At 43.7% G+C, this 22914-nt stretch carries 21 protein-coding genes; 14 read left to right on the top strand and 7 right to left on the bottom strand.

Annotation, left to right across the window (positions count from 1 at the left end):
* Positions 1 to 52 precede the first annotated feature (52 nt).
* The 9 genes from GQR89_RS20135 to GQR89_RS20100 all read left to right on the top strand — a co-directional run bounded on the left by GQR89_RS20135 (position 53) and on the right by GQR89_RS20100 (position 11246).
* A complete protein-coding gene (locus GQR89_RS20135) occupies positions 53 to 655 on the top strand; it encodes a mechanosensitive ion channel domain-containing protein (RefSeq protein WP_158771874.1) in 603 nt (200 codons plus the stop codon).
* Positions 656 to 822: 167 nt separating this feature from the next.
* Positions 823 to 1752, top strand: coding sequence for a mechanosensitive ion channel family protein (locus GQR89_RS20130; protein ID WP_233269027.1), 930 nt, complete (start codon positions 823 to 825; stop codon positions 1750 to 1752).
* Between the two features lie 71 nt (positions 1753 to 1823).
* Positions 1824 to 3593 (top strand): autotransporter assembly complex family protein, encoded by a 1770-nt coding sequence (locus tag GQR89_RS20125; protein WP_304611183.1) that lies wholly within the window; start codon positions 1824 to 1826, stop codon positions 3591 to 3593.
* A complete protein-coding gene (locus tag GQR89_RS20120) occupies positions 3590 to 7360 on the top strand; it encodes a translocation/assembly module TamB domain-containing protein (protein WP_199271348.1) in 3771 nt (1256 codons plus the stop codon). Before GQR89_RS20125 ends, GQR89_RS20120 begins: the two co-directional genes overlap by 4 nt.
* A gap of 161 nt (positions 7361 to 7521) precedes the next feature.
* Positions 7522 to 8859 carry a magnesium transporter gene (locus tag GQR89_RS20115; RefSeq protein ID WP_158771873.1) on the top strand — a complete coding sequence of 446 codons (1338 nt, stop codon included), beginning with the start codon at positions 7522 to 7524 and terminating at the stop codon, positions 8857 to 8859.
* A gap of 187 nt (positions 8860 to 9046) precedes the next feature.
* On the top strand, positions 9047 to 9229 hold the full coding sequence (locus tag GQR89_RS20110; protein WP_158771872.1) for a DUF1328 domain-containing protein: 183 nt from the start codon (positions 9047 to 9049) through the stop codon (positions 9227 to 9229).
* A 183-nt stretch (positions 9230 to 9412) separates the two neighbouring features.
* A complete protein-coding gene (locus tag GQR89_RS20105) occupies positions 9413 to 9961 on the top strand; it encodes a BON domain-containing protein (protein WP_158771871.1) in 549 nt (182 codons plus the stop codon).
* A gap of 100 nt (positions 9962 to 10061) precedes the next feature.
* Complete coding sequence (locus GQR89_RS21400; RefSeq protein ID WP_199271347.1) at positions 10062 to 10223, top strand: hypothetical protein; 162 nt, start codon at positions 10062 to 10064, stop codon at positions 10221 to 10223.
* 90 nt (positions 10224 to 10313) lie between these two features.
* The gene (locus GQR89_RS20100; RefSeq protein ID WP_158771870.1) at positions 10314 to 11246 is read left to right on the top strand and encodes a diguanylate cyclase; all 933 of its coding nucleotides are present in this window, start codon (positions 10314 to 10316) and stop codon (positions 11244 to 11246) included.
* Between the two features lie 71 nt (positions 11247 to 11317).
* On the opposite strand, the gene purD is transcribed toward GQR89_RS20100, so the two are convergent.
* The 6 genes from purD to GQR89_RS20070 form a co-directional block, all read right to left on the bottom strand.
* Positions 11318 to 12610, bottom strand: a complete 1293-nt coding sequence (purD, locus tag GQR89_RS20095) for a phosphoribosylamine--glycine ligase (protein WP_158771869.1) — start codon at positions 12608 to 12610, stop codon at positions 11318 to 11320.
* A gap of 90 nt (positions 12611 to 12700) precedes the next feature.
* Positions 12701 to 13507: a class I SAM-dependent methyltransferase gene (locus tag GQR89_RS20090; RefSeq protein ID WP_158771868.1), complete on the bottom strand. Its 807-nt coding sequence runs from the start codon at positions 13505 to 13507 to the stop codon at positions 12701 to 12703.
* 144 nt (positions 13508 to 13651) lie between these two features.
* On the bottom strand, positions 13652 to 15262 hold the full coding sequence (purH, locus tag GQR89_RS20085; RefSeq protein WP_158771867.1) for a bifunctional phosphoribosylaminoimidazolecarboxamide formyltransferase/IMP cyclohydrolase: 1611 nt from the start codon (positions 15260 to 15262) through the stop codon (positions 13652 to 13654).
* A gap of 100 nt (positions 15263 to 15362) precedes the next feature.
* Positions 15363 to 15656: a DNA-binding transcriptional regulator Fis gene (gene fis / locus GQR89_RS20080; RefSeq protein WP_006991173.1), complete on the bottom strand. Its 294-nt coding sequence runs from the start codon at positions 15654 to 15656 to the stop codon at positions 15363 to 15365.
* A gap of 29 nt (positions 15657 to 15685) precedes the next feature.
* Positions 15686 to 16687, bottom strand: a complete 1002-nt coding sequence (gene dusB / locus GQR89_RS20075; protein WP_158772337.1) for a tRNA dihydrouridine synthase DusB — start codon at positions 16685 to 16687, stop codon at positions 15686 to 15688.
* 269 nt (positions 16688 to 16956) lie between these two features.
* Positions 16957 to 17262 carry a DUF962 domain-containing protein gene (locus tag GQR89_RS20070; RefSeq protein WP_158771866.1) on the bottom strand — a complete coding sequence of 102 codons (306 nt, stop codon included), beginning with the start codon at positions 17260 to 17262 and terminating at the stop codon, positions 16957 to 16959.
* Between the two features lie 175 nt (positions 17263 to 17437).
* Between GQR89_RS20070 and GQR89_RS20065 the strand changes: the two genes are divergently transcribed.
* A complete protein-coding gene (locus GQR89_RS20065; protein ID WP_158771865.1) occupies positions 17438 to 18283 on the top strand; it encodes a tetratricopeptide repeat protein in 846 nt (281 codons plus the stop codon).
* A gap of 83 nt (positions 18284 to 18366) precedes the next feature.
* Here GQR89_RS20065 and GQR89_RS20060 read toward each other — a convergent pair whose 3' ends face one another.
* The gene (locus tag GQR89_RS20060) at positions 18367 to 19251 is read right to left on the bottom strand and encodes a LysR family transcriptional regulator (RefSeq protein ID WP_158771864.1); all 885 of its coding nucleotides are present in this window, start codon (positions 19249 to 19251) and stop codon (positions 18367 to 18369) included.
* Positions 19252 to 19374: 123 nt separating this feature from the next.
* Here GQR89_RS20060 and GQR89_RS20055 point away from each other — a divergent pair, with 123 nt between their 5' ends.
* The 4 genes from GQR89_RS20055 to GQR89_RS20040 all read left to right on the top strand — a co-directional run bounded on the left by GQR89_RS20055 (position 19375) and on the right by GQR89_RS20040 (position 22883).
* Entirely contained in the window at positions 19375 to 20019 is a 645-nt protein-coding gene (locus tag GQR89_RS20055) for a peroxiredoxin-like family protein (RefSeq protein WP_158771863.1), read from the top strand.
* Positions 20020 to 20135: 116 nt separating this feature from the next.
* Positions 20136 to 20819, top strand: a complete 684-nt coding sequence (locus tag GQR89_RS20050; protein ID WP_158771862.1) for a haloacid dehalogenase type II — start codon at positions 20136 to 20138, stop codon at positions 20817 to 20819.
* A 273-nt stretch (positions 20820 to 21092) separates the two neighbouring features.
* A complete protein-coding gene (locus GQR89_RS20045; protein WP_158771861.1) occupies positions 21093 to 21680 on the top strand; it encodes a pentapeptide repeat-containing protein in 588 nt (195 codons plus the stop codon).
* A gap of 855 nt (positions 21681 to 22535) precedes the next feature.
* A complete protein-coding gene (locus GQR89_RS20040) occupies positions 22536 to 22883 on the top strand; it encodes a hypothetical protein (RefSeq protein WP_158771860.1) in 348 nt (115 codons plus the stop codon).
* Positions 22884 to 22914 lie beyond the last annotated feature (31 nt).

Below are 22914 nucleotides of genomic sequence, written 5' to 3'. Positions count from 1 at the left end.
AAACGGGTACCTTAACTGTAGGCATAGGCCTTCATAAATTGGATTGCACTACATGCTAGAAACACATTGGGTTAATAACGTAATCGACTGGGCCCATCAGTACATGGGTAGCTTGATTTGGACGGCAGTAATGTTGATAGTTTATGTGGTTATCACTAAATTGACGCTACCCAGAATTGAAAAGAAAATTGACGAAAGCAATTTGAAAACGCCAGAAGTTTTGCGGGCTTATCATATTATTCGGCTAGTCTTCGGTATCTTAACGTTTGCGGTTATCCTTATTGCGTGGGGTATCGATTTTAGTGGTTTATTGGTTATTTCAACATCGTTGATTACGCTTACGGGTGTGGCATTTTTTGCCAGTTGGTCTTTGTTGAGTAATATCACAGCGTATTTTTTATTGTTGTTTCAAACGTCTTTCCGACGGGGTAATTTTATTCGGGTGATTGATGCAGATAATTATGTAGAAGGCTTTATCACTGAGATCAATCTGTTCAACACGAAATTGATCACTGAAGACAGAGAAATTATTGTTTACCCGAATAACCTAATTTTGACTCGCCCCAGTATTATTAACCCTCGGGCTAAGTGGAAAACGGTCGGTAAAGTGACTGACAGACCAGAACAAAAAATTCAGCAGCCACGTAAAAAATAATCATATCACCAGCGGATTCATCATTGGTAAGCATGCTAAAATAGCGCCGATATTGACACTTGAGTTGGCATGCCTACCCTTAGTAGGCTTATATAAAGCGTAACGCTCAAGTTTGTATTGATGACGTGACCGTTTTTTCGAATAGCCTTACAAGTATGAAGCCGTAAATGAGTATAGATTTCCCAAATTTTTTAGAACAAATTACTTTTTTCCTTAGCGCTCTGTTTAGTAACAAAGTTGTGCTCACTATCATTGTGGGTTCTCTCACACTCGGGGTGAAGCACACGTTAGTCAAAGTGGTGCGTAATCGCGCGATAAGCAAAGGAAAAGACAAGCGCGATCTCGTTAATAACATTAAGAACTTTTTGAATTTCGTGATGTTATTTCTGTTGCTTAGTTTGTGGGCTGGGGAATTACAAAACTTCGCTTTGTCTATTGCAGCGTTTGCGGTGGCTATTGTATTGGCCACCCGAGAGTTTATTCAGTGCGTAATCGGTTTTTTCTACTTAGCTTCTACTCGACCTTTTCGTATTGGTGATTGGGTACAAGTAGGGGAGATTGTTGGTGAAGTGTCTGAAACCGACTGGATGAAAAGCACCTTGCTAGAAGTGGATATTCACAAATACGAGTACACAGGTAAAACCTTATTTATTCCAAACAATGCAATGATCACGAACACCATCAAAAATCTAAATTTTTTGAAACGTTACGCGACACACCATTTTACGATTACCCGAGACCAAAGTGTTAATCCCTATCTGTTTATCGATCAGTTGCAGCAAAACGCAGAGCTGTATTGCGAAGACTTTAAAGAGGTTGCCTATCGCTACAGCCAAACAATCGAGAGACGGTTGGATGTAAAAATTGCCGGCCCCGAACCGCATATCAGTGTTTCGACTTCAGACGTCGGCGACTCGGTGGTGACGATTGCAATATTCTGCCCCACAGAACGTGCGATTGAAATTGAACAAAAATTGATTAAAGACTTTATGACCATGTGGTTTGCCGCTAAGCATCCTGGCAATATTGGTTCATGCGAAGAAGAACGAGTTTCCTCTCAACGCGCTAATACTGTCGAGGCTTTGCAACAGAATTAATTGTGTCGGTCGTTAACGTGTTGTCATGTATCTTGCTTATTAATTCATTGTTTTGCATCTGATAGCAGTAAATGAATGCTTGTCGTTCCCAAAGCTATCGAAATACCGAGGTTACTTTGTTTATTCTGCGGACTCTTATTTATTTTGCGCTTATGGCGTTAACTGTACCTAGCGCATTTGCGATATCGGTTGATATCGAAGGTGCCGACGATAGTAGTCTTAAAGATAATATTGACGTCTATATTGGTATTATTGGTGCGCCAGTTAATTGTGAGCTGACTCAAAACTACCGCCAAACGGTTAAAGAAGCTGTTAACAAAGCGGCACAAGCGGTGGGTTATTATCAACTCGAAACCTTAAAAATGAGCTTATCTAAAGACAAAGAATGCAGTGAGTTATATCTTACTGTACAAGCAGGCTCGCGGGTTAAAATAGGCAAACGGCGAATTGAATTAGTTGGCACTGAAAAACCAGACGATGTTTTACAAGGGATTGTGGATAAAGCCCAACTCAAAGAGGGAACTTACTTGGAGCAAGGCCAATATGAAGGTCTTAAAAGTAAGCTGTTATCCATGGCCCAAGTACGGGGCTATTTTGACGCTAAATTTACCGTCCAAGAAATTCGTATCGATTTTGACACTTACTCAGCCAGCGTAGATCTGCAGTTTTCTGCGGGTAAGAGATACGGCTTCGGTAAACTTATTATTCCAGAAGATGATAAAGCTCAACTGCTTATTAAAGAAGTCTCTAACTTTAAAGAAGGCGACCCTTATGATGCAGATAAGCTGGCTATATTTAACCAAAACCTGAAGTTAACTGGTTATTTTCAACAAGTAGTTGCCCGACCGCTTGTTAGTAAAGCGGATGGGCTTAATGTACCCATTCAATTGATTACCAGTGCAAAACCCAAAGATACATTCAATATTGGTGGCGGGGCATCGACGGACACTGGCCCGCGTTTGCGTTTTAAGTGGCAACGACCCTGGGTCAATGGCCAAGGTCATAGCTTGGCGGCTGAAATGTTTATTTCTCAACCTGAGCAAAATGCCAGCATCAAGTACAAAGTGCCACTGGAAGACCCACTAAATAATTACCTTAGCTATCAAGCTGGGGTGAAGGCTGAAAACGACAATGATACGCAAAGTGAAGCTTTAACGTTGGCCGTTCAGCGTCACTGGGGATCACAGCAGAGTGATTGGCAACGTATCGGTTTTTTACGCTTAGAACAGGAAAAGTTTACTCAAGGAACCGACGACCAGCAGACAACCACACTACTGTTGCCTGGCGTTACCCTGAGTCGCCGCCGAGCCCGTGGTGGTCTTGATATCAACTGGGGAGATAAGCAGCAATACACGCTTGAAGGAGCCACTCAAGAAGTGGTTTCAGATATCGACTTAGTGCGTATTTCTTTGCAATCTAAATGGTTACGTTCGTACGGTAAGCACAGGGTATTTGTGCGCGCCGAGCTTGGGGCTATTGCCACCAATGACTTTTCTCAGGTTCCCTCAAGCTTACGCTACTTCGCAGGGGGCGATCAAAGTGTGCGAGGTTTTGCGTTGAATACCTTGTCGCCTGAGGAAGATGATGAATTGACGGGCGGCCAGTACCTGAATGTAGCGAGTGCAGAATACTCCTATCCCGTATCTCAAGACTGGCGTATGGCGGTGTTTACCGATATTGGTAATGCCAGTGATAAACCCTTTAAAGATTTAGCCACCGGTATTGGCCTTGGTGCAAGTTGGTCATCTCCAGTAGGGCCTATTCGCTTCTATTTTGCTCGAGGCAACAGTGTGGAAGAAACTACTTGGCGCTTTCACTTTTCAATGGGACCCGTTTTATGAAACTGTTGAAATATTTAGCCATTTTTCTCTGTTGTGTCATTTTATTGCTGGCATTGATTGCCTCTCCTTGGGGTACTAGAGGCGTATTATCTATCGCTGATAGTAGCTTAGATTCCCTTGATATTGACTATGACTCAGGGAGTTTACTTTCAGAGCTTTCGCTGAAACGTATAACGTTTGTCACTCCTGAAGTAAATTTACAAGTGAGTAAACTCGTCGTTGATGTAAATTGGTCGTGCGTGGCGACCATGCAAGCATGTTTGTCAAAACTAAGCGCTCAAAGCATCGGGGTTACGGTGAGCCCAAGCGAGGCTGAAACGACCGCGAGCAGTGAACCTCTAGAGCGCATTACCTTGCCCATACCTGTTTCTGTCGACGCATTGGATATTCAAAATATACGCGTCGATGTGGCCAACACGCTTGGTTTGAAAGTTCAGGCGGTGTCAACAAAGCTGAGTATGTATCGTACCTTGAGCATAGATCATCTCAACCTTGATAGGATCCGAGTGGCTTTACCGGCACCTAATTCGAAGCCGTCAGTCAATGCGCAGCAAGGCATTGATTTACAAAGTATCGCTAACTGGCAATATACTCCGCTTAAATTACCGTCAATTGTTTTTCCGATTGTTATGCGCGGGAAAAACCTGGCTATTAATGATGTACTGGTTACCCAAGGCAAGCAGTCTATTTTAGACATAGCACAATTACGTGCCACCATTGACATTACCCCTAAGGTACTAACCATAAAATCTTTACAGGTAAGTTCAAGTTTAGGCAGCGCTGATTTAACCGCTACGTTAACCAAGCAATGGCAGCATCAACTACAATTGGTGGCGAAAAGCGCCCCGCAAAGTGCTTATCCGCTTGATGCGAAGGTTACACTCAAAGGAAACCTGCAGCGCAGCGAAATAAATATCGAAACCAGTGGATTGGTTACGCTAAAAGCGCTTGCTAACGTTGATTTAAAATCTAAGTTACTTCCCCTTTCTCTAAACGTGAATTGGCAATCTATTGACTGGCCAGTTAAAGAGCCACAAATTCATGTGGACAGTGGGCAACTCAGTCTTAACGGGGATTTAAACGAATACCGATTAACATTGGATACCGCGGTTAAAGGCGCGGCTATTCCTCAGTCGAGTATTGTATTGCAAGCATCTGGTAACACCCGTAGTGCACAAATCGCTAGCTTAGCTGTCAAAACGCTCGGCGGGGGAATTGAAGCAACGGGCGACCTGACAATTGATTCATTAGCACAATGGCAAAGTAAAATAGAGTTTAATGATATTCAACCGCAGGTTTTTTGGCCCCAGCTAGAAGCTAAGGTTAAGGGAATTGTTACGCTTAATGGGCAATATGATGGCCAACATATTGTTGCTCATATGCGTGAGTTGGCTGCATCTGGTGTTTGGCTTGATTATCAGTTACTGGCATCAGGTAGTGCTAATTTTGACTCCATCGATGGGATCGACATTCCAGAGTTGGTAGTGCAAACGGGTGACAACAAGGTCATTGTTAGCGGCACATTGGAAGCGTTTGAAGATTTACAAGCTGAGTTGTCAGTAGATGCAAAAGACTTGTCACAGTTGTATCCAAGTTTTGCTGGTCAAGCGAAATTAAGTGCACAAGTCGATGGCACGTTACTTGAGCCTCAAGTTAACTTCACCGGCTCAGCGGATAACATTTCGTTGCCTGAAATTAGTGTCGCGCAATTATCTACCAAAGGACAAGTAATATGGGATGCGGATAAGCAAGCTGAAATCGAATTACAGTTAACAAATGGTTTGTTCAACCAGCAGTCGATTTCTAATTTGAATGTGATATTGACCGGAGACGCGCAGCAGCATCAATTGAGTTTGTCTCTTAACAGTGAAATGGCTGATATAGTCACAAAACTGCACGGTACGTTGGCAGACACCCACTGGGATGGCAGCCTAGATGTAGCAACCATAGCAATGGATGCTGGGCAGTTTAGTTTGGACGAGGATACTCCGCAGATTAGTGTGAATTGGGCGAACAATGATTATAGTATCTCGCCATTTTGTTTAATTGATAGCGAAGCTCGAGTCTGTATCAAGCAGGCGGTATATGCAACCAGTGGTGCCCAGTTTGATATAGCCGTTAACGATCTGCCGTTGTCTCCGGTGTTAAATGCTAACCTTTCTGCCTTACAGAAGTTGAGCACTGACGCGACATTAAACTTAGTGGCAAAAGGACAGTGGGATACTAAGGGTTTGCCTGTTATCGAGGCTAATCTTAATTTATCACCTTCAACCTGGACGGTTGAGGGAGCTACAACGCCACTTCAGCTCGACATGTTGACCGTGGTAGTGAATACACGTACAGCCCCCAACAGCCAATCTCAACACGTATTAAGCAAACTCACACTGCAGAGTAAACAGTTAGGTAATGTACGCTCAGAAGTAGATGTGCAAATTAATGAAGACGAAAAGCCCATCTCGGGTCAGTTATCGCTTGACGATATAACTCTTGGCGCCTTAGCGCAGTTTGTACCACAATTAAGTGAATTCGCAGGGCGCATTAACGGTCAGGTGAACCTTGCAGGCAATCTCACTGCGCCGTTAATCGACGGGGAAGTCAAGTTGCACGACGGCATATTTGCCGGTGCGATTTTGCCTTCACGTATTAACCAAGTAGAGCAAGTTATTGCGTTTGAAGGACAGGCCGCATCACTGAGGGGACCGTTTCAGCTGGGCAACGGAAAAGGGCAAATTGACGGCCGATTTAGCTGGCAGGGCGAACCCAGCGCCGTGGTCAATGTGAAGGGCAGTGATATGGAAATCGAATATCAAAATATGGTTCGAGCCAAACTATCCCCTGATATCGATATAGAATATAGCTCTGCTGGGTTAGTGGTTAAAGGTGAAGTCACTTTACCTTATGCGCGAATTAAAGTGCGCGAGTTGCCACCAACTGCATTGTCTCCGTCAAGCGACGTTATTTTAGTCAATCATGAGCAAGCTGTAGTAGAAAATAAAATGCCATTTGATCTTTCCCTGCAAATTAATATTGATCCGCAAAAAGACAACGCGGTAAAAATAGATGCCTTTGGTCTTACATCCGATTTAGAAGGCTCATTATTACTCACTCAAGCGGGTGAGGTACTTAATGCCAACGGTGAATTGAATCTGATCAATGGTCGTTACACAGCCTACGGACAAGACCTGGTCATTAGGGAAGGTGAGGTGCAATTTAGCGGCCCCATAGATAGTCCTTACCTAGTCGTAGAGGCTATCCGTGATCCAGATAAAACCGCTGATGACGTGATCGCAGGGCTGCGTATCGAAGGCAGTGCCTCAGAGCCCAAAGTGAGTGTGTTTTCAGATCCAAGTATGAGCCAATCTGAAGCGCTTTCGTATTTGCTTCGCGGAACAGCGATCGACAGCGTCGATGAAACATCTAATGATGCGGCATTAGCGAGTCTGCTAATTGGCTTTGGTCTCGGCAAGAGTGAGAATACAGTCACTAATGTAGGACGCAAATTAGGGGTTGATGATTTGGCTGTAAATACCAGTGGGGCAGGCGATGATACCAAGTTGTCTGTTTCAGGTTATATAGCCCCAGGCGTGCAACTGCGCTACGGCGTTGGCGTATTCGACTCCGTATCTGAGGTTGCCTTGCGTTATCAGCTGATGCCTAAGTTGTATCTTGAGGCGGTAAGTGGATTAAACAGTGCATTGGACCTGTATTATCAATTCACCCTTAATGACGACAAAGAGCATGACGACAAAGAGCCAAAACCTGAATAAATCGCTAATCAGTCACAAAAAATTATAAGTATCATAAAAGTTGTGACTTTTATGGTTAGTGTTACGTCTATTGCTGATAAAAGCAGTTGCGCCTAGTTTAATTTCACTAGCCACCCATCATTTTCTCATCATTATCGAGCCCGTATTGGATAGGAGTCACCATGGCAGAACTATTACCTGAGTTGATTGAAGAAGTTGTGTCAGCTCCTGAGCGTGATGAGCAAGATATAATAGCGTCCCTTGTGGCTGCGCAAGATACCGACGATGTGGCATTATTACTTGAATCGTTACCGTTAGATCAGCGCTTAAAAGTATGGGAAGGAATTCCCAAACGCCGCCGATTAGACGTGTTAGTTGCTATGCGGGGAGATCCTCGTGAAACGCTCATCGCTGCAACCGACATAGATGAGTGGGAAGCGATTTTCTTTGAAGTCGATGCGGAGCAATTGCTTGAGTTATCTGACTCGTTACCCGATGCCTTAGTCGGCAAAGCACTCGACGCAATGGACAAGCAACAGCGCAAGTACTTTACTGACGCTAGCCAGTTCAGTGATGACCAAATAGGCCACTGGCTTAGCCAAGATCCGTTAGTGCTGCCATTAAATGCAAAAGTACGTGATGCCTTGCGACTTATTCGCCGTGATATACCCACTCATGCCGACACTATTTTTTTAGTCAATCGGGCAGGTCAGTTTTCTGAAGCTGTAAAATTGACTAAGGTTATGGGATTACCTGAACATGTTCCGCTGGTGGATTTATCGGAAGAGGTATTTGACACTATTAATGCCACTGACGAATTGACGTTGGCATCATTAACGGTGCAGCGTTCTGGGTTCGCGTCATTGCCAGTAGTGGACGAGCAAAATAAAGTCCTAGGTCGTCTGGATATTTCAACTGCGAGCGAATTACTTAACGAATTTTACGAGCGTCAAGTTATGGCAACGGCGGGCATGGATGAAGATGAGGATTTGTTCTCATCGGTGCCTAAGAGTGCCAAAAATCGAGCTGTATGGTTGGGCATAAACCTACTTACCGCATTTTTAGCGTCAGCTTTCATTGGTATGTTTGAAGCAACTCTGCAACAGGTCGTAGCCTTAGCTGTTCTTATGCCGATTGTGGCTAGTATGGGCGGAATTGCTGGCAGTCAGACCTTAACATTGATGATACGAGGTCTTGCCCTTGGTCAGGTTACCAGCTCAAACGTAAAGGCGCTGTTGAAAAAAGAGTTAAGTGTTGGTGGGTTAAATGGTGTCGTTTGGGCGCTAGTAATCGGTTGCATTGCCTCTTTCTGGTTTTCAGACCTTATGCTGGGCGTAGTTATCTGTTTAGCTATTCTATTGAACATCGTTGCGGCAGCTGCCGCAGGAGTGATAGTGCCTGTGGTATTGAATAAGTTTGATATAGATCCTGCGTTATCAGGTTCGGTGATCCTAACCACGGTGACCGACATTGTTGGATTTGTGGCTTTCTTGGGCTTAGGTTCGTTATTTTTATTGTAGTTGAGCGGCTATGTAAACTTTTCTACCACCAGTGAAAAAGCTACAGGGTGCAAAGTAAATATAACTGATTTCCCAATAAATTTAGGGGCTTATAGCCGATTTTAAAGGTTGGCATACATGTCGCTTGTAGCAGTGGGCTAAAGGGTAAAATTTACCCTTTGCTTTATCTGTTGTGAGGGAAGTGTATATGTTGACTTGGGCCCTAACATTTTTTGTTATAGGCGTTATTGCAGCCGTATTTGGTTTTGGTGGCGTAATAGGTGTTGCTGCCAGTATTGCCAAACTGATTTTTTTGCTGTGTGTTGTGTTGGTTATCGTATTTTGTGTGGTGGCATTTTTACAATACAAAGCGACACGTAAAAAATCTTGATCTCCTTTGCTTGCGTTTTACCTAATGCATTTTTTACCGCATCAAAGGTAACTACTACATTATATTTCTATCTTTGTGAGCGTTTTGCTGCTTATTAAGTGATGTAGATCAATACGGCGTATGTGGCATCTTTATAGCATTGATATGTTATTAGATAATCTAACGAGTTCTCAGGAGACTAAAATGAGTAGAGTAATTCGTAATTTTTTACTATTAACAGCGCTAAGCAGCGCCAGTCTTTACGTTCAAGCAGGCAATTATTGGAAGGCGAGTGCTCAAGATGGTTGGCTTGATGGATACATCGAAGCAACACTGTTGCTAAATGGCAACTTAGATGCAACCAGTATTGATACCGATGTAGAAAACGGCAAAGTGACACTACGCGGTAAGGTCGAAACTGACACTGATAAGGACCTTGCACAGGAGCTCGTTCTAGGTATAGAGGGAGTCAACGGCTTAGAGAATATGCTGACGGTTTTTTCCCCGGGCGACAATGAAGACAGTGTTGTGCAACGTAAACTTACCGATGGAAAAGTCGCAACGGTGGTCAAAACCCGTCTTTTAGTGGCGCCAGATATCGGCAGTACCAAAATTAATGTGAACAGTAATAAAGGCGTCGTTGTATTGGAAGGTCAAGTTAAGAGTGATGCTGAAAAGCAACTCGCAGTGGAGGTAGCAAAGAAGGCCAGCGATGTTGAGCAAGTAATAAACAATCTAAAAGTCAGTGATTAATGCCAAAGAGCGTAATCCACCAGTAAAACCCCTGTTCCTGATATGCGGCGTACTCCTTTCGGACAGGTAGAACATAATAAATAGTAGTAAGGGTATATGTATGAACAATGAAAATAAGAATAAATATTTCAATTGGTTTGATAAAGTAAATAGGCAGGAACCAAGTAACGACGACTTTATTGAGCGTTTAGTTCAGGAAAATGCTTTGTTGAAAAAAATACTCCTGCAAAAAGAGCAAGAAGCAGTTGAATCCGCTGTGTGAATATTGAACAATAGCTCTATAATTGTCGTGTCAGGCGCGCCCAAGTCGAATATGATTGGGCGATAGAGCTAATTCAATAATAGAGCTATTATGCAAAACCCCGCTACACCTAACGTATTGAAGCAAACACTGTTAGTGATCGGTGATGTTGATGAGCGGCTGGGTCGTTTTACTGCTCACTTTTCCGGGTCTTTTCTACTGTTAATTAGTTCCGAAACTGAAGAAGCATTACAACTAACCTTAAACGAACCGGTTGATCTAGTTATGATCTGCGTTTCATCAAAGAATATTGACTGGCTTCTATTATGCTCGCATCTTAAAGACCATCCGCTTACCTTAGATATCCCTATTATCCTGTTCGGTCACGAACCTTCTAAAACAACGTTAGTGTCGGGTTTAGAAGCTGGGGCTTTAGATTTTATTCCCCTGCCTTTGGATTTCGATATTCTCGACGTAAAAATTCGTAATCATATGCAGCTTTCTGCCAAGTTACGCACGCTGGCGCTTATATCGTGCACCGATGGTTTAACTGGTGTGCCCAATCGCATGCAGCTTGATACGACATTTCATCGCTTTTGGTATGCGGCTATTCGTGGCCAACATGAGTTCTCGGTCCTGATGATCGATATCGACTTTTTTAAAGGTTTTAACGATACCTATGGTCATGTAGCGGGTGATGAATGTCTCAAGAGAGTGGCGACTGCTATTCATGACTGTCTTCAGCGCGAAAGTGATGCAATGGGGCGTTACGGCGGAGAAGAGTTCTTGGTGCTATTACCGTTTACTGATAAGTCTGGCGCGGAACTTATTGGTCGTCTTATTCTCTCGACAATCGAACAATTGGGTATAGAAAATAAATCTTCAATGGTAAATGGTAAAGTCACTGTGAGCGTCGGCGTAGCTAGCCTCAAGCACAATGAAATCAATGACGAAAACTTTAATCACCCAGAATTTCTTATTGAACAAGCAGATAAATGTTTATATGCAGCCAAGCATCAGGGGCGAAACCGTTTAGTTAGTTAAGCCAAGTTCGTTAATAAAACTAAAAGGCCTGAGTCCGATTCAATATCGAAATCAGGCCTTGTTAGTAACTTTTATTTAGCCTTTTGTTCTCGGGCTATCGCTCGGTAAGCTATGTCATCACGGTAAAACATGCCCTGCCAACTGATCGTTTTAGCCAATTCATAGGCGCGTTGTTGGGCGTCAGTGACGGTTTCGCCTAACGCCGTGGCGCATAAAACGCGGCCGCCATTAGTGGTAACTTGACCGTTTATTTCTTTGGTACCGGCATGAAAAATTTTGGCGCTTGAGTCCTCATTTTGGCTTAAACCGCTGATCACATCACCTTTGTTATATTCTTGAGGGTAACCGCCAGCGGCGAGAACCACACCTACTGCTGCCCTTGGGTCAAATTTTGCTGTGGCTTGGTCTAACTTACCTTCCACCGCCAATTGTACTAATTCAACTAAATCAGATTGCAAACGCAGCATAATGGGCTGAGTTTCAGGATCGCCAAACCGGCAGTTATATTCAATAACCTTAGGTGTGCCATCGGCCATGATCATCAAACCCGCATATAAAAAGCCGTGGTAATCATTACCTTCACTAGCCATGCCCTGTACTGTAGGATAAATTACGTCGTCCATCACCCGCTGATGAATTTCATCTGTCACTACTGGTGCTGGAGAGTAAGCACCCATACCGCCCGTATTTGGTCCTGTATCGCCGTTGCCTACGCGTTTGTGGTCTTGGCTAGTGGCAAATGGTAATACATGCTTACCGTCGACCATCACGATGAAGCTTGCTTCTTCGCCATCTAAAAACTCTTCGATAACCACGCGGCTACCAGCTTCACCGAAAGCGTTGCCGGCTAACATGTCGCGCACAGCATCTTCAGCTTCAGCTAGAGTCATAGCGACAATTACACCCTTACCTGCGGCTAGACCATCGGCTTTGATTACGATAGGAGCGCCTTTTTCTTGCAAGTAAGCCAAAGCAGGCTCAATTTCGGTAAAGTTCTGATAATCAGCAGTAGGAATATTGTGACGAGCTAAGAAATCCTTGGTGAAAGCCTTTGAGCCTTCCAACTGCGCCGCCGCTTTACTTGGACCAAAAATGGCTAATCCTTCAGCTTGGAATGCATCAACCACGCCGAGAACTAATGGGACTTCAGGGCCAACAATTGTCAGGCCAATAGCGTTTTGTTTAGCGAATGTGACCAGTGCACTAATGTCTTCGACATCAATTGGCACATTTTCTAATTTAGGCTCAAGGGCAGTACCTGCATTACCAGGGGCCACATAGACTTGGCTTACACCGTTAGATTGTGCCGCTTTATAGCCAAGAGCATGCTCGCGGCCGCCGCCGCCAATTATCAATACTTTCATGAGGTTCGCTTTTCTAATAGGTTAACAAATTGGTCTGGTTATCAAAACGCCGCTCATTGTGGCGGCGTTTTTATTTGGCTACTGTGTAGCCTATTTTACAAATTTTAAGGTCATGCGATTACTTTCACCTATGTTCAGGTATTTCGCCTGATCCTTTTCACCTAAGCGTAGGCTAGGAGGGAGGGTCCACACGCCTTTTTCATGTTCGCCGCTGTCGAGTTTATTAGCGTTGATGTCACTTTTAGCTGCGAGGGTAAAACCCGCTTTTTCGGCCAAAGCAATCACGTAAGACTGCTTCATGTAACCAGAACTTTGCTGCAGTGCGCTGCTTTGTGATTCACGTAAACTATGCTCAACCACACCTAACACGCCGCCTACCTTGAGCGCTTTGTAAAAGGCGTTAAATGCATTCTCTACCCCTTCATCGCCGTCTTGCATATACCAGTTATGGATATTACGAAAGGTAAGTACACGGTCTAATGATTCAGCAGGTGCAAAATCAGTAGCTTTCATCTGGTGAAAGGTTGTGACTTTGACATTTTGATAGCTTTTTAACGCAGTTATTTTTTGCTCGAACTGTTCACGAGATTTTTTATAAAACTCGTTGGTATTTTCGTCCACATAAAAATGAGCGGCGTAAAACTGGCCTTTGTCTTTTAGCAGAGGTGCAAGAATGTTGCTGTACCAACCACCGCCGGGTGAGATTTCGGCCACAGCCATGTCTTCTTGTACTTCAAAGAAGCGTAATGTTTGTTGGGGATGACGGTATTCGTCACGTAAACGTTGTTCGGTGGGACGTCCTTCGTCAGCAAGAGCATCGATAAGCGCATCGGCTTGCACGAAAGAAGATGCGAGTAACGTAAGGGAACAAACTAATTGAGTAGCACGCTTAAACATGAGCAAATCCTGTAATGAGTCATAAAACGAGGGATAGTGTAGCGTTTTTTTGTACAACACTGAATGCTATGTACATTAAATCTGCAAGAGATAGGTGGTCATGGCGAATACACCACCATGACCCCTGGCTATTTCTGCTGGTTATTAATGGCGGAAATGACGCATTCCGGTAAATACCATCGCGATGCCGTGCTCGTCAGCCGCCGCAATAACTTCGTTATCACGCATTGAACCACCAGGCTGAATAACTGCGCTGATACCTGCAGCCGCAGCTGCATCAATACCGTCACGGAAAGGGAAGAACGCATCAGAGGCCATAACGGAACCTTCAACTTGTAAACCCTCATCGGCCGCTTTAATTCCAGCAACTTTAGCTGAATAAACGCGACTCATTTGACCTGCGCCCACGCCAATTGTCATGCTGTTTTTGCAATATACAATGGCGTTAGATTTCACATATTTTGCTACTTTCCAGGTAAACATTAAGTCTTTCAGTTGTTGCTCAGTGGGTTTTACTTTAGTTACCACGGTAAGATCTTCCATTTCTACCATGCCAAAATCGCGTTCTTGAACTAGTAATCCGCCGTTTACGCGCTTAAAGTCGTAGCCGTCGGTGAGCTGACCCTGCCAATCACCACACGCCAAAAGGCGTAGGTTTTTTTTGGCTGCAACAATCTGCACTGCTTCATCACTAACGGTAGGTGCGATAATCACTTCAACGAATTGGCGGTCAACTATGGCTTGAGCTGTTGGGCCATCTAATTCGCGGTTAAAGGCTATAATGCCCCCGAACGCAGACGTTGGGTCTGTTTGATAAGCACGATTGTAGGCCTCTAAAATATTTTCACCTAACGCTACGCCACAAGGATTAGCATGCTTAACGATAACGCAGGCTGGCTCTGCAAATTCTTTAACGCACTCTAACGCTGAATCAGTATCGGCGATATTGTTGAAAGACAGTTCTTTGCCTTGTAACTGCGTAGCGGTAGCCACAGATGCTTCTTGAATATTGTTTTCTACGTAGAACGCAGCCTCTTGGTGGCTGTTTTCACCGTAACGTAAATCTTGTTTTTTGCTCATTTGCACATTGAATGTACGTGGGAAGGTGCTGTGCACATGGCCACAATCATCATCACACTCATCACCATGTTCGTCAGACTCAATCATGGCACCGAAATAGTTGGCGATCATGCCATCGTATTCCGCAGTGTGCTCAAAAGCTGCTATGGCTAAATCGAAACGCGTGTTTGCGGTAACAGAGCCGTTGTTCGCTTGCATTTGCTTGGTCACGCGAGCGTAATCTTTAGCCTTAACCACTATGGTGACATCATTATGGTTTTTGGCTGCGGCACGAACCATTGTTGGGCCGCCTATATCGATATTCTCAATCGCATCTTCAAGGCTGCAGTCTTCTTTGGCTACTGTGGCAGCAAAAGGGTAAAGGTTAACCACGACTAAATCGATTGGTTGAATATTATTTTCAGCCATAACCGCTTCATCCTGACCGCGACGGGCAAGAATGCCACCGTGGATTTTGGGATGTAGAGTTTTAACGCGTCCGTCCATTATTTCAGGATGCCCCGTATAAGCGGATGCTTCGATAACGGTCAAACCGTTGTCTGCGAGTAGTTTTGCAGTGCCGCCGGTAGATAAAAGCTCAACGCCTTGCTCGGCTAAGAAAGTGGCAAATTCAACGATACCAGTTTTGTCAGAAACGCTCAGTAAAGCGCGGCGAATAGGTTTTTGAGTCGTCATAGTATGTTTATCTTCTAAATAGGGATTAACAGAGATGCCTGGGTTGCACAGTATAGCGCATACAAAAAGAGCACCCTAGGGTGCTCTTTAAATTTTCAGCTTAGTTCATGCCGTATTGTTTAAGCTTCTTACGCAGCGTGCCACGGTTGATGCCTAACATGATTGACGCGCGGGTTTGATTGCCGCGGGTAAAAGTCATGATTTCTTCTAACATTGGCGCTTCAACTTCGGCCATTACTAGCTCATACAAGTTTTCAATGTCTGTGTTGTCTAGTTGCTTAAGATACTTATTAACTGCCTGTTTTACTGAGTCACGTAAAGGCTTCTGTGCCTGTGTTTGTGAAGGAGTCGTTACCGTTGTGGTAAAAGGAGAAGTTACATTTTGCTCGAACATATACAATCTTGCTCTTTAGTTAGTCATCGTTAGGCAGCAGGTGATACGAGATGAGTCGTAGGTTCGCCTGCCATTTGGTCGAAATAATGTGCCAATGTATCGAGTTGCTCTACTGCATCATCGATGGCATTGAACTTGGCTCGAAACAGCCGTTCCCGGTCGTGTTCCGCTAAATACCAGCCCACATGTTTGCGGGCAATCCTTGCTCCCAAATATTCACCGTAAAACTGATGAACATTAGCTACGTGCGCTAATAATACGTCGCGTACTTCGCTTAATGGAGGCGAGGGTAGTATCTCGCCAGTTTGCAGAAAGTGCTGAATTTGGCGAAATATCCAAGGATTCCCTTGGGCACCTCTACCTATCATCAACGCATCTGCTTCGGTGTACTCCAACACGTGTTTTGCACTGTGCACGCAGGTAATATCACCGTTGGCAACAATGGGTATAGACACAGCCTGTTTAATGGCTTTAATTGTGTCGTACTCAGCGTTGCCTTTGTACATACAGGCCCGGGTGCGGCCGTGAATTGCTAAAGACTTAATGCCGTGTTGTTCGGCGATTTTAGCAATCAGCAACCCGTTGCGATTATCCGTATCCCAGCCTGTGCGTATCTTTAAGGTTACCGGTACTTTTACTGCCTTCACCACAGCTTGAACAATACGTTCAACCAATTGTGGATCTTGCAGTAGCGCAGAGCCCGCTAACTTCTTATTTACTTTCTTTGCTGGGCACCCCATGTTGATATCAACAATCTGAGCGCCATTGTCCACGTTAAACTGTGCCGCTTGAGCCATTAATAATGGATCTGCGCCAGCAATCTGTACCGCACGAACCCCTTCTTCACCAACATGATCCATACGTTGCTTAGATTTATTTGATCGCCATACGTCAGGGTTCGACGAAAGCATTTCAGAAACCACTAAGCCAGCACCCATGCGTTTGCATAATTGCCTAAACGGTCTATCTGTCACACCTGCCATAGGCGCCAGAATCAAATTGTTTTCGAGCTTGTAAGGACCAATCTGCATAATTAAAAACGCGAAATCGCGCAAAAACTGTCCGGTTTGCAAAAAAGGGCGGCAAGTTTACGGTTTTTTTACAGGCTTGGAAAGGCTATATTTTGAACAAATTGTCAGTTTTTTTGACGTTTTGGGCTTGACACTTATAGAACATGGCGAATTACGGGGGTTCCGCCATGTTGCTGGGTAATATCTAAACGCCAGTGTAAATTAAATGTAGCTAAGCTGGCAGGGTTTGTAACAGAGAAACCCTATAAATACTGGGGGTAAGACGTTATTTAAAACTTTATTTTGCCTGTCAGCATGTCCTTAAACATCACCCAATCACCTAAAAAACTGTAAAACGGGTAGGTAAATGTGGCCGGTTTGTTATGCTCAAAAAAGAAATGGCCTAGCCAAGCGAAACCATAGCCTAATACCGGTATAAACCATAAGAGCGCTAATTGGCTATTCATAACAGCGTATATGATGAGCATAATAATTAGGCTCGAGCCTATAAAATGTAGACGTCGGCAAACGGTATCTTGATGTTCACTTAAGTAATACGGATAGAAATCGGCAAAACGTTGGTATTTCTGCGACATTGGGTTTCCCCTTCCATGTTGTTCCAATAGACTATGACGTTAGCACGGCCGCAACCTAGGCAATTGTCTAATCGGCGACAATTCAACGTTTTTCGATGATTGGCGTCTAGAATACGGCTTGAGTTTGTAGCAAATGACCCCACAATTTGATCATTAACATCATAAGAGATCTGAGATGCAAAACAGCGTAGACATCACCATAGAAAACTTTCAGCAAGTCATATTGCAAGACTCAACAACTCAATTGGTTATGCTTGAGTTCTGGGCACAAGGCTATGAGCCAAGCGAACAATTAGCACCCGTATTACAAGCGATAGCTCACAAACAAGGCGCGAATTTATTGCATGCTCGGGTGGATTGCCAGGCGCAACCAGATATCACCGCACAATTTGGTGTACAAAACCTGCCCACCGTTATGCTGATTAAAGATGGTCAACCTATTGATGGTTTTGCCGGCGTTGAAAGCGAAGCCACTATTCAAGCTATGCTAGATAAACACTTACCCAAGCCTCAAGACGAATTATTTGCCCAAGCGAAGGCTATGGCAGAACAAGCAAACTACCAAGAAGCCTATACCTTAGTTAAAGAGGCGTCTGATCTTGATGCTAACCGCGCCGATATCAAACTGTTACTAGCTGATTGTCAGGTTGAAGTCGGTCAGGTTAATCAAGCTAAAGCGTTATTGGCTACAATTGGCTTGGTAGACCAAGACGGATATTACCGCACTATATTGGGTAAAATAGAATTAGCTGAGCAAGCTGCAGAATCACCTGAAATTATCGCGTTGCAAAAAGCACTAGAAAGTGACCCGGAAAATTTAGACTTAAAAGTAAAGTTAGCAGTGCAACTGCGCCAAGCCAATCAGATAGAAGAAGCGTTAAGTTTGATGCATTCAGTCTTACTGAAAGACCTTAACTTTCAAGATGCGAAAAAGCTGATGCTCGACATAATTAATGCCTTGCCTGACGGCGAGCCGCTTAAGTCGCAATATCGCCGCAAGGTATATAGTTTATTATATTAATAGTCCTCTAGGCTTGGCAGCCAAAGGCTGATATCAGAATGAAATGCCAAGGGTGCACACCCTTGGCATTTTGTCTTGTATGCTTAAATGCCGCTAAATGCCTGTTTCACAAAATCAAAAAAAGCTTCGGCTTTGCGTGTTGCTAAGCTGTTTTGTGGGCGTAAAAACCATACAGGTGCTTCTGGCGTCGCGAGCACGTCGGGCAATACCTCAATCAACTCACCGCTAGCTAAGCAACCTTTAATGGCCAACTCAGATTTTATGCCAATGCCGTGACCACTGCGCAGTGCTTGGGTCATATTGTCGCTATTGGAAATAGTGAAGCGTGTGGGAGCGTTAAAGGTAAAAATTCTGCCGTCAACGTGCAACAGTTTAAATTGCTTCTGCCAAGGCAAACATACAAATCGGTGCTCCGTTAGCGCTTGCACATGGTTAATTGGCGCAAATTGGCGCAAATAATTGGGAGAGGCGCATAAGATACGCCGGTTATGCGTGATTTTGCGAGCTAACAACCCAGAATTAGCTAAGGTACCCACGCGTATGGCGACGTCTTGGGCGTCATCGACTACATTGACAAAATGGTCAGTGACGAGAAAATCTAGTATCACATCAGGGTACAGCTTTTCGAATTTTGCTAGGTGGGGGAGAATATAAATAGAGAATACCCAAGGCGGGAGTGTCACACGTAATCGTCCGCTTATCCCGCTGTCTCTGGCACCTATGGCAAACTCGGCATCATACAAGGCGGCCAAAATGTCTCCTACGCGTTGATAGAATTCCTCGCCTTCGGCTGACGGCCTTACGTTCCGGCTATCCCTGAAAACGAGGACTGTGCCCAATATGCGCTCGAGTTTTGCTAACCGGTGGCTGACCGTGGCGGGGGATATATTCAATGCATTGGCAGCAGACACCACTCCTTTGTTTTCTACAATCGCCACAAACGTTTCTAACTCATTGATTGTATACACGATGTTTTCCAAGTCTATCTTGATTCGAAAATATTAAACCATGCATTCAGTTTTACGCGGTAGGTTTTATTTTTTCTAACCCCATATTTTGAGCAAGTAAAATTTTTAACTTAGGAAACGACCATGTCACTACATGCGCAGATTGCAGAATATGACGCCCAAAAAGCGATCAATATGCCTAAAGATATTTTTGATTTAATGGCCAAAACCACAGATACCTTGGTTGCAACCGGTATTGCCAATGATGCATTAACCGTTGGGGATGACGCGCCCGACTTTAGTTTGCCGAATGTTACTGGTGAATTAATCACTTTGGCAGAACTGCTTGCCCATGGTCCTGTGGTGTTAAGCTTTTATCGCGGTGGCTGGTGTCCATACTGTAATTTTGAATTACGGGCGTTTCAAAATGTATTGCCTGAAATTCAGCAGTTAGGTGGGCAATTAGTGGCGATCTCTCCGCAGACACCTGATAACTCCTTAAGTACCCAAGAAAAAAATGAGTTGGGGTATGCGGTTTTAGCTGACGTGGGAAACAAGGTCACAAACGATTATGGCTTGGTATTTAGTTTGGATAAACGTTTACGACCTGTGTATGAGAAATTTGGTTTAGACATTCCAGCTATCAATGGCGATGACACTTTTACCTTACCCATGCCTGCCACCTATATTATTGGCCAAGATGGCAAAATCGTTTACGCTTTTGTGGCTGAGGATTATACCAAACGCGCTGAACCCAGCGAAGTAATCGACATTTTAGCTACGCTATAAATAACATATTCACCCATTTACGATTAAAAAGAGTATAGATACCCATGCATTTAACAAAATTAACCCGATACCTATCCATAACGGTACTTTTCTTCTCACTACTAGGAGCAAATTCTATGGCCTTCGCAGCCCCTAAACCTAAAGTTATTATTTTTGACGTAAACGAAACTCTACTTGATCTTGATACTATGAGCACCTCAGTTGGTAAAGCGTTAAATGGTCATGAAGAGCTCACCACTTTGTGGTTTTCAACCATGCTACATCACTCATTGGTGACAACGGTTACTGGCGATTATCAAGACTTTGGTAAAATCGGGGTGGCAGCGCTGATGATGGTCGCACAAAATAACAATATTCAGATCACTGAAGAAGAAGCACTAACGGCTATTAAAACGCCCTTATTGTCTTTGCCGGCTCATGCTGATGTTAAACCAGGCCTCACTGCACTTAAAGCGCAAGGTTATAAGCTTGTTAGCTTAACCAACTCGTCTAATAAAGGTGTTGAAACCCAGTTTAAAAATGCCGGCTTAACCGATTATTTTGATAAGCGTATGAGTATTGAAGACATCAAAGTCTATAAGCCTGACTTACGCTCTTATGCCTGGGCTCTTGAGCAATTGAACGTTAAACCAGAAGAGGCGCTTATGGTCGCTGCTCACGGTTGGGATATCGCTGGTGCTAAAGCCGCAGGCTTGCAAACCGCATTTGTTGCCCGCCCAGGTAAAGCACTATATCCGTTGGCACCTAAACCAGATTATGTGGTTAAAGACCTTAGCGAATTGGTCGAAATACTTAAATAAAGTTTAAATTGATAGCTATATCGTTCATAACCCGTCCCAGAGTAAGCAACGTGATTCTGGGGCTGGGTTAAACCCCGTTAGATTTAAGCATATCCCCCCTCCTTAACATTTCATTTTTCTGTTCTATCAACCTTCGACCATAACACGCGAACTATCGTGCTTTAGACATAGGCATGCTATCGTTTTCGAATTTTATGCTTATACCAACCCCTCTAGGAAATCGCTAGTGGACGTGCTGTGTAATCGACAAATAATCGAATGGGTCATTAAATAATGCAACACGAATATTACGACATCGTCATAGATGCTCAGCACCCGCTGTTTAACCTTTCGTGCTGGGATGGAATTCGCTTTGAACAATGTCGCTTCGAAGGACTCAATTTACCAAAAAATCAGTGGCGATACTGTGTCTTCGACGAGTGTGAATTTTCACACTGTGATTTATCAATGCTCGGCTTGAACAATAGTCAATTTCATAGTGCGCTATTTAGTGATTGTAAGTTGCTGGGTATCGATTGGGCACATGCTGATTGGTCAGCTAATTTGGGGGATTCGCCTAAATTTACCCGTTGCTTACTTGATGCCGGGTCGTTCTTTGGCCTGAATCTTCAAGGGCTTTGCATGATTGATTGCAAAGTGCACGACGTTGATTTTTCTGAAGGGGTATTTATTAAAGCGATATTTTGCGGCAGTGAGCTGACACATAGTCGTTTTCATAATACCGATTTAAGACAAGCTGATTTTACTGAGGTCCAGAATTATCATATTGATATTAGGCACAATAGGCTAGACAAGGCGCGTTTTTCCCGTATTGAAGCGTTAGGGTTACTCGATTCGTTGGGTATTGAATTGGTGGAATAGTTTGCTGATATTTATGGTCTGCGATGACCAAGGCATACACTTTTCTTTTTGCAATCTATGGCGTAATTTCAAATACCTTCCAAGAGTTTCTAGCCGCACTTTCCTCAACAGCTAGTAAACATCAAGCAGGCAATGTTCTTGCCAACAACTTTCAATATCATAGGAATGATGCGTAGAGCAGAGTAAAGCAATAATAGCTAAAAGCGAATACACCACCTTTAGTCAGTTTTTATTCTCGGATAATCGTCTGGTAGCCTGATATGCCTTGCTTTGCTCTACCTTGCGATATCTACCTCGGGCACCTATGTGTTGTAAAAAAACTCAGAGTGAAAGCGCTTCGCCTGCGCGGTTTTTAAGGCCTATAGAGTCAGATAAAAATCAAAAGCAACAACGTGTTCAACAAGCCGTATGTTGTGCTTATTTATGACTTTAAGTTACTGCCGTGTTAGTTAATTCAGTGCATATTTAATTTGGCTTTCTAAACATATTGTCTAATCGTTAAGCAATTTTAACCATGTTATCTTCTTCGCATCGAAAGCTGATGTTCAATTTAGTCTCTAAAGCACAAAAATCAATCAGCTTATGTATCAGTATTTTTTATCTGATGCGTGTGTAAAAAACTCTAAGTTATTCAGGAAGATGTAGGCCTGTTTTCAGTAGGCGCTACCAATTACATGCAGTGAAGCAAGAGTTGATATCATTTTAACTTCTTGATTTTAATTGTAATTTTATTTCTTTGCACTTGATGTCTGTCACTTTATTGCCTTTGGCTAGATGGGGCATCGATATTGCAAATACTGTTTTTAAGGCAGGGCTATAGACCTTGTTTAATTAATTACCATAAAGAGAGAAACCATGAAAATCTTATTATCTGTGACCACTATTCTTACATTAGCTGCAGGCAGTGCGCTTTTGAGTGCGCAAGCGGATGAAAGTGTATTTAATGCTAATACGGCTACCACAATGCCGATATTACCTGCAGAGCTTCAGCAACTTGAGGCTAAGTTGACTGAAACTCAGTACGACATGTCTGATCGTAATACCAAACTTCGCGTTGAACGTGCAGTGCATTATTTTGGTATGGCTCGTAAGCATGCTGATTCTGGTTGGAGTAAAATGGCTTCAGATCAAGCAGTTCGTGGGTTGTCGCTACTTGAATTAGACAATATGCAGTATATGCAAAGTAGTGATGCGCAAATGTAATTTGCGTTTCTGCTCGCGCAAGGAGAAGTTT

The sequence above is a fragment of the Paraglaciecola sp. L1A13 genome (assembly GCF_009796745.1).
Lineage (GTDB): Bacteria > Pseudomonadota > Gammaproteobacteria > Enterobacterales > Alteromonadaceae > Paraglaciecola.
The sequence above is the reverse complement of the archived record's forward strand: the minus strand, read 5'-3'. Positions and strand labels throughout refer to the sequence as shown.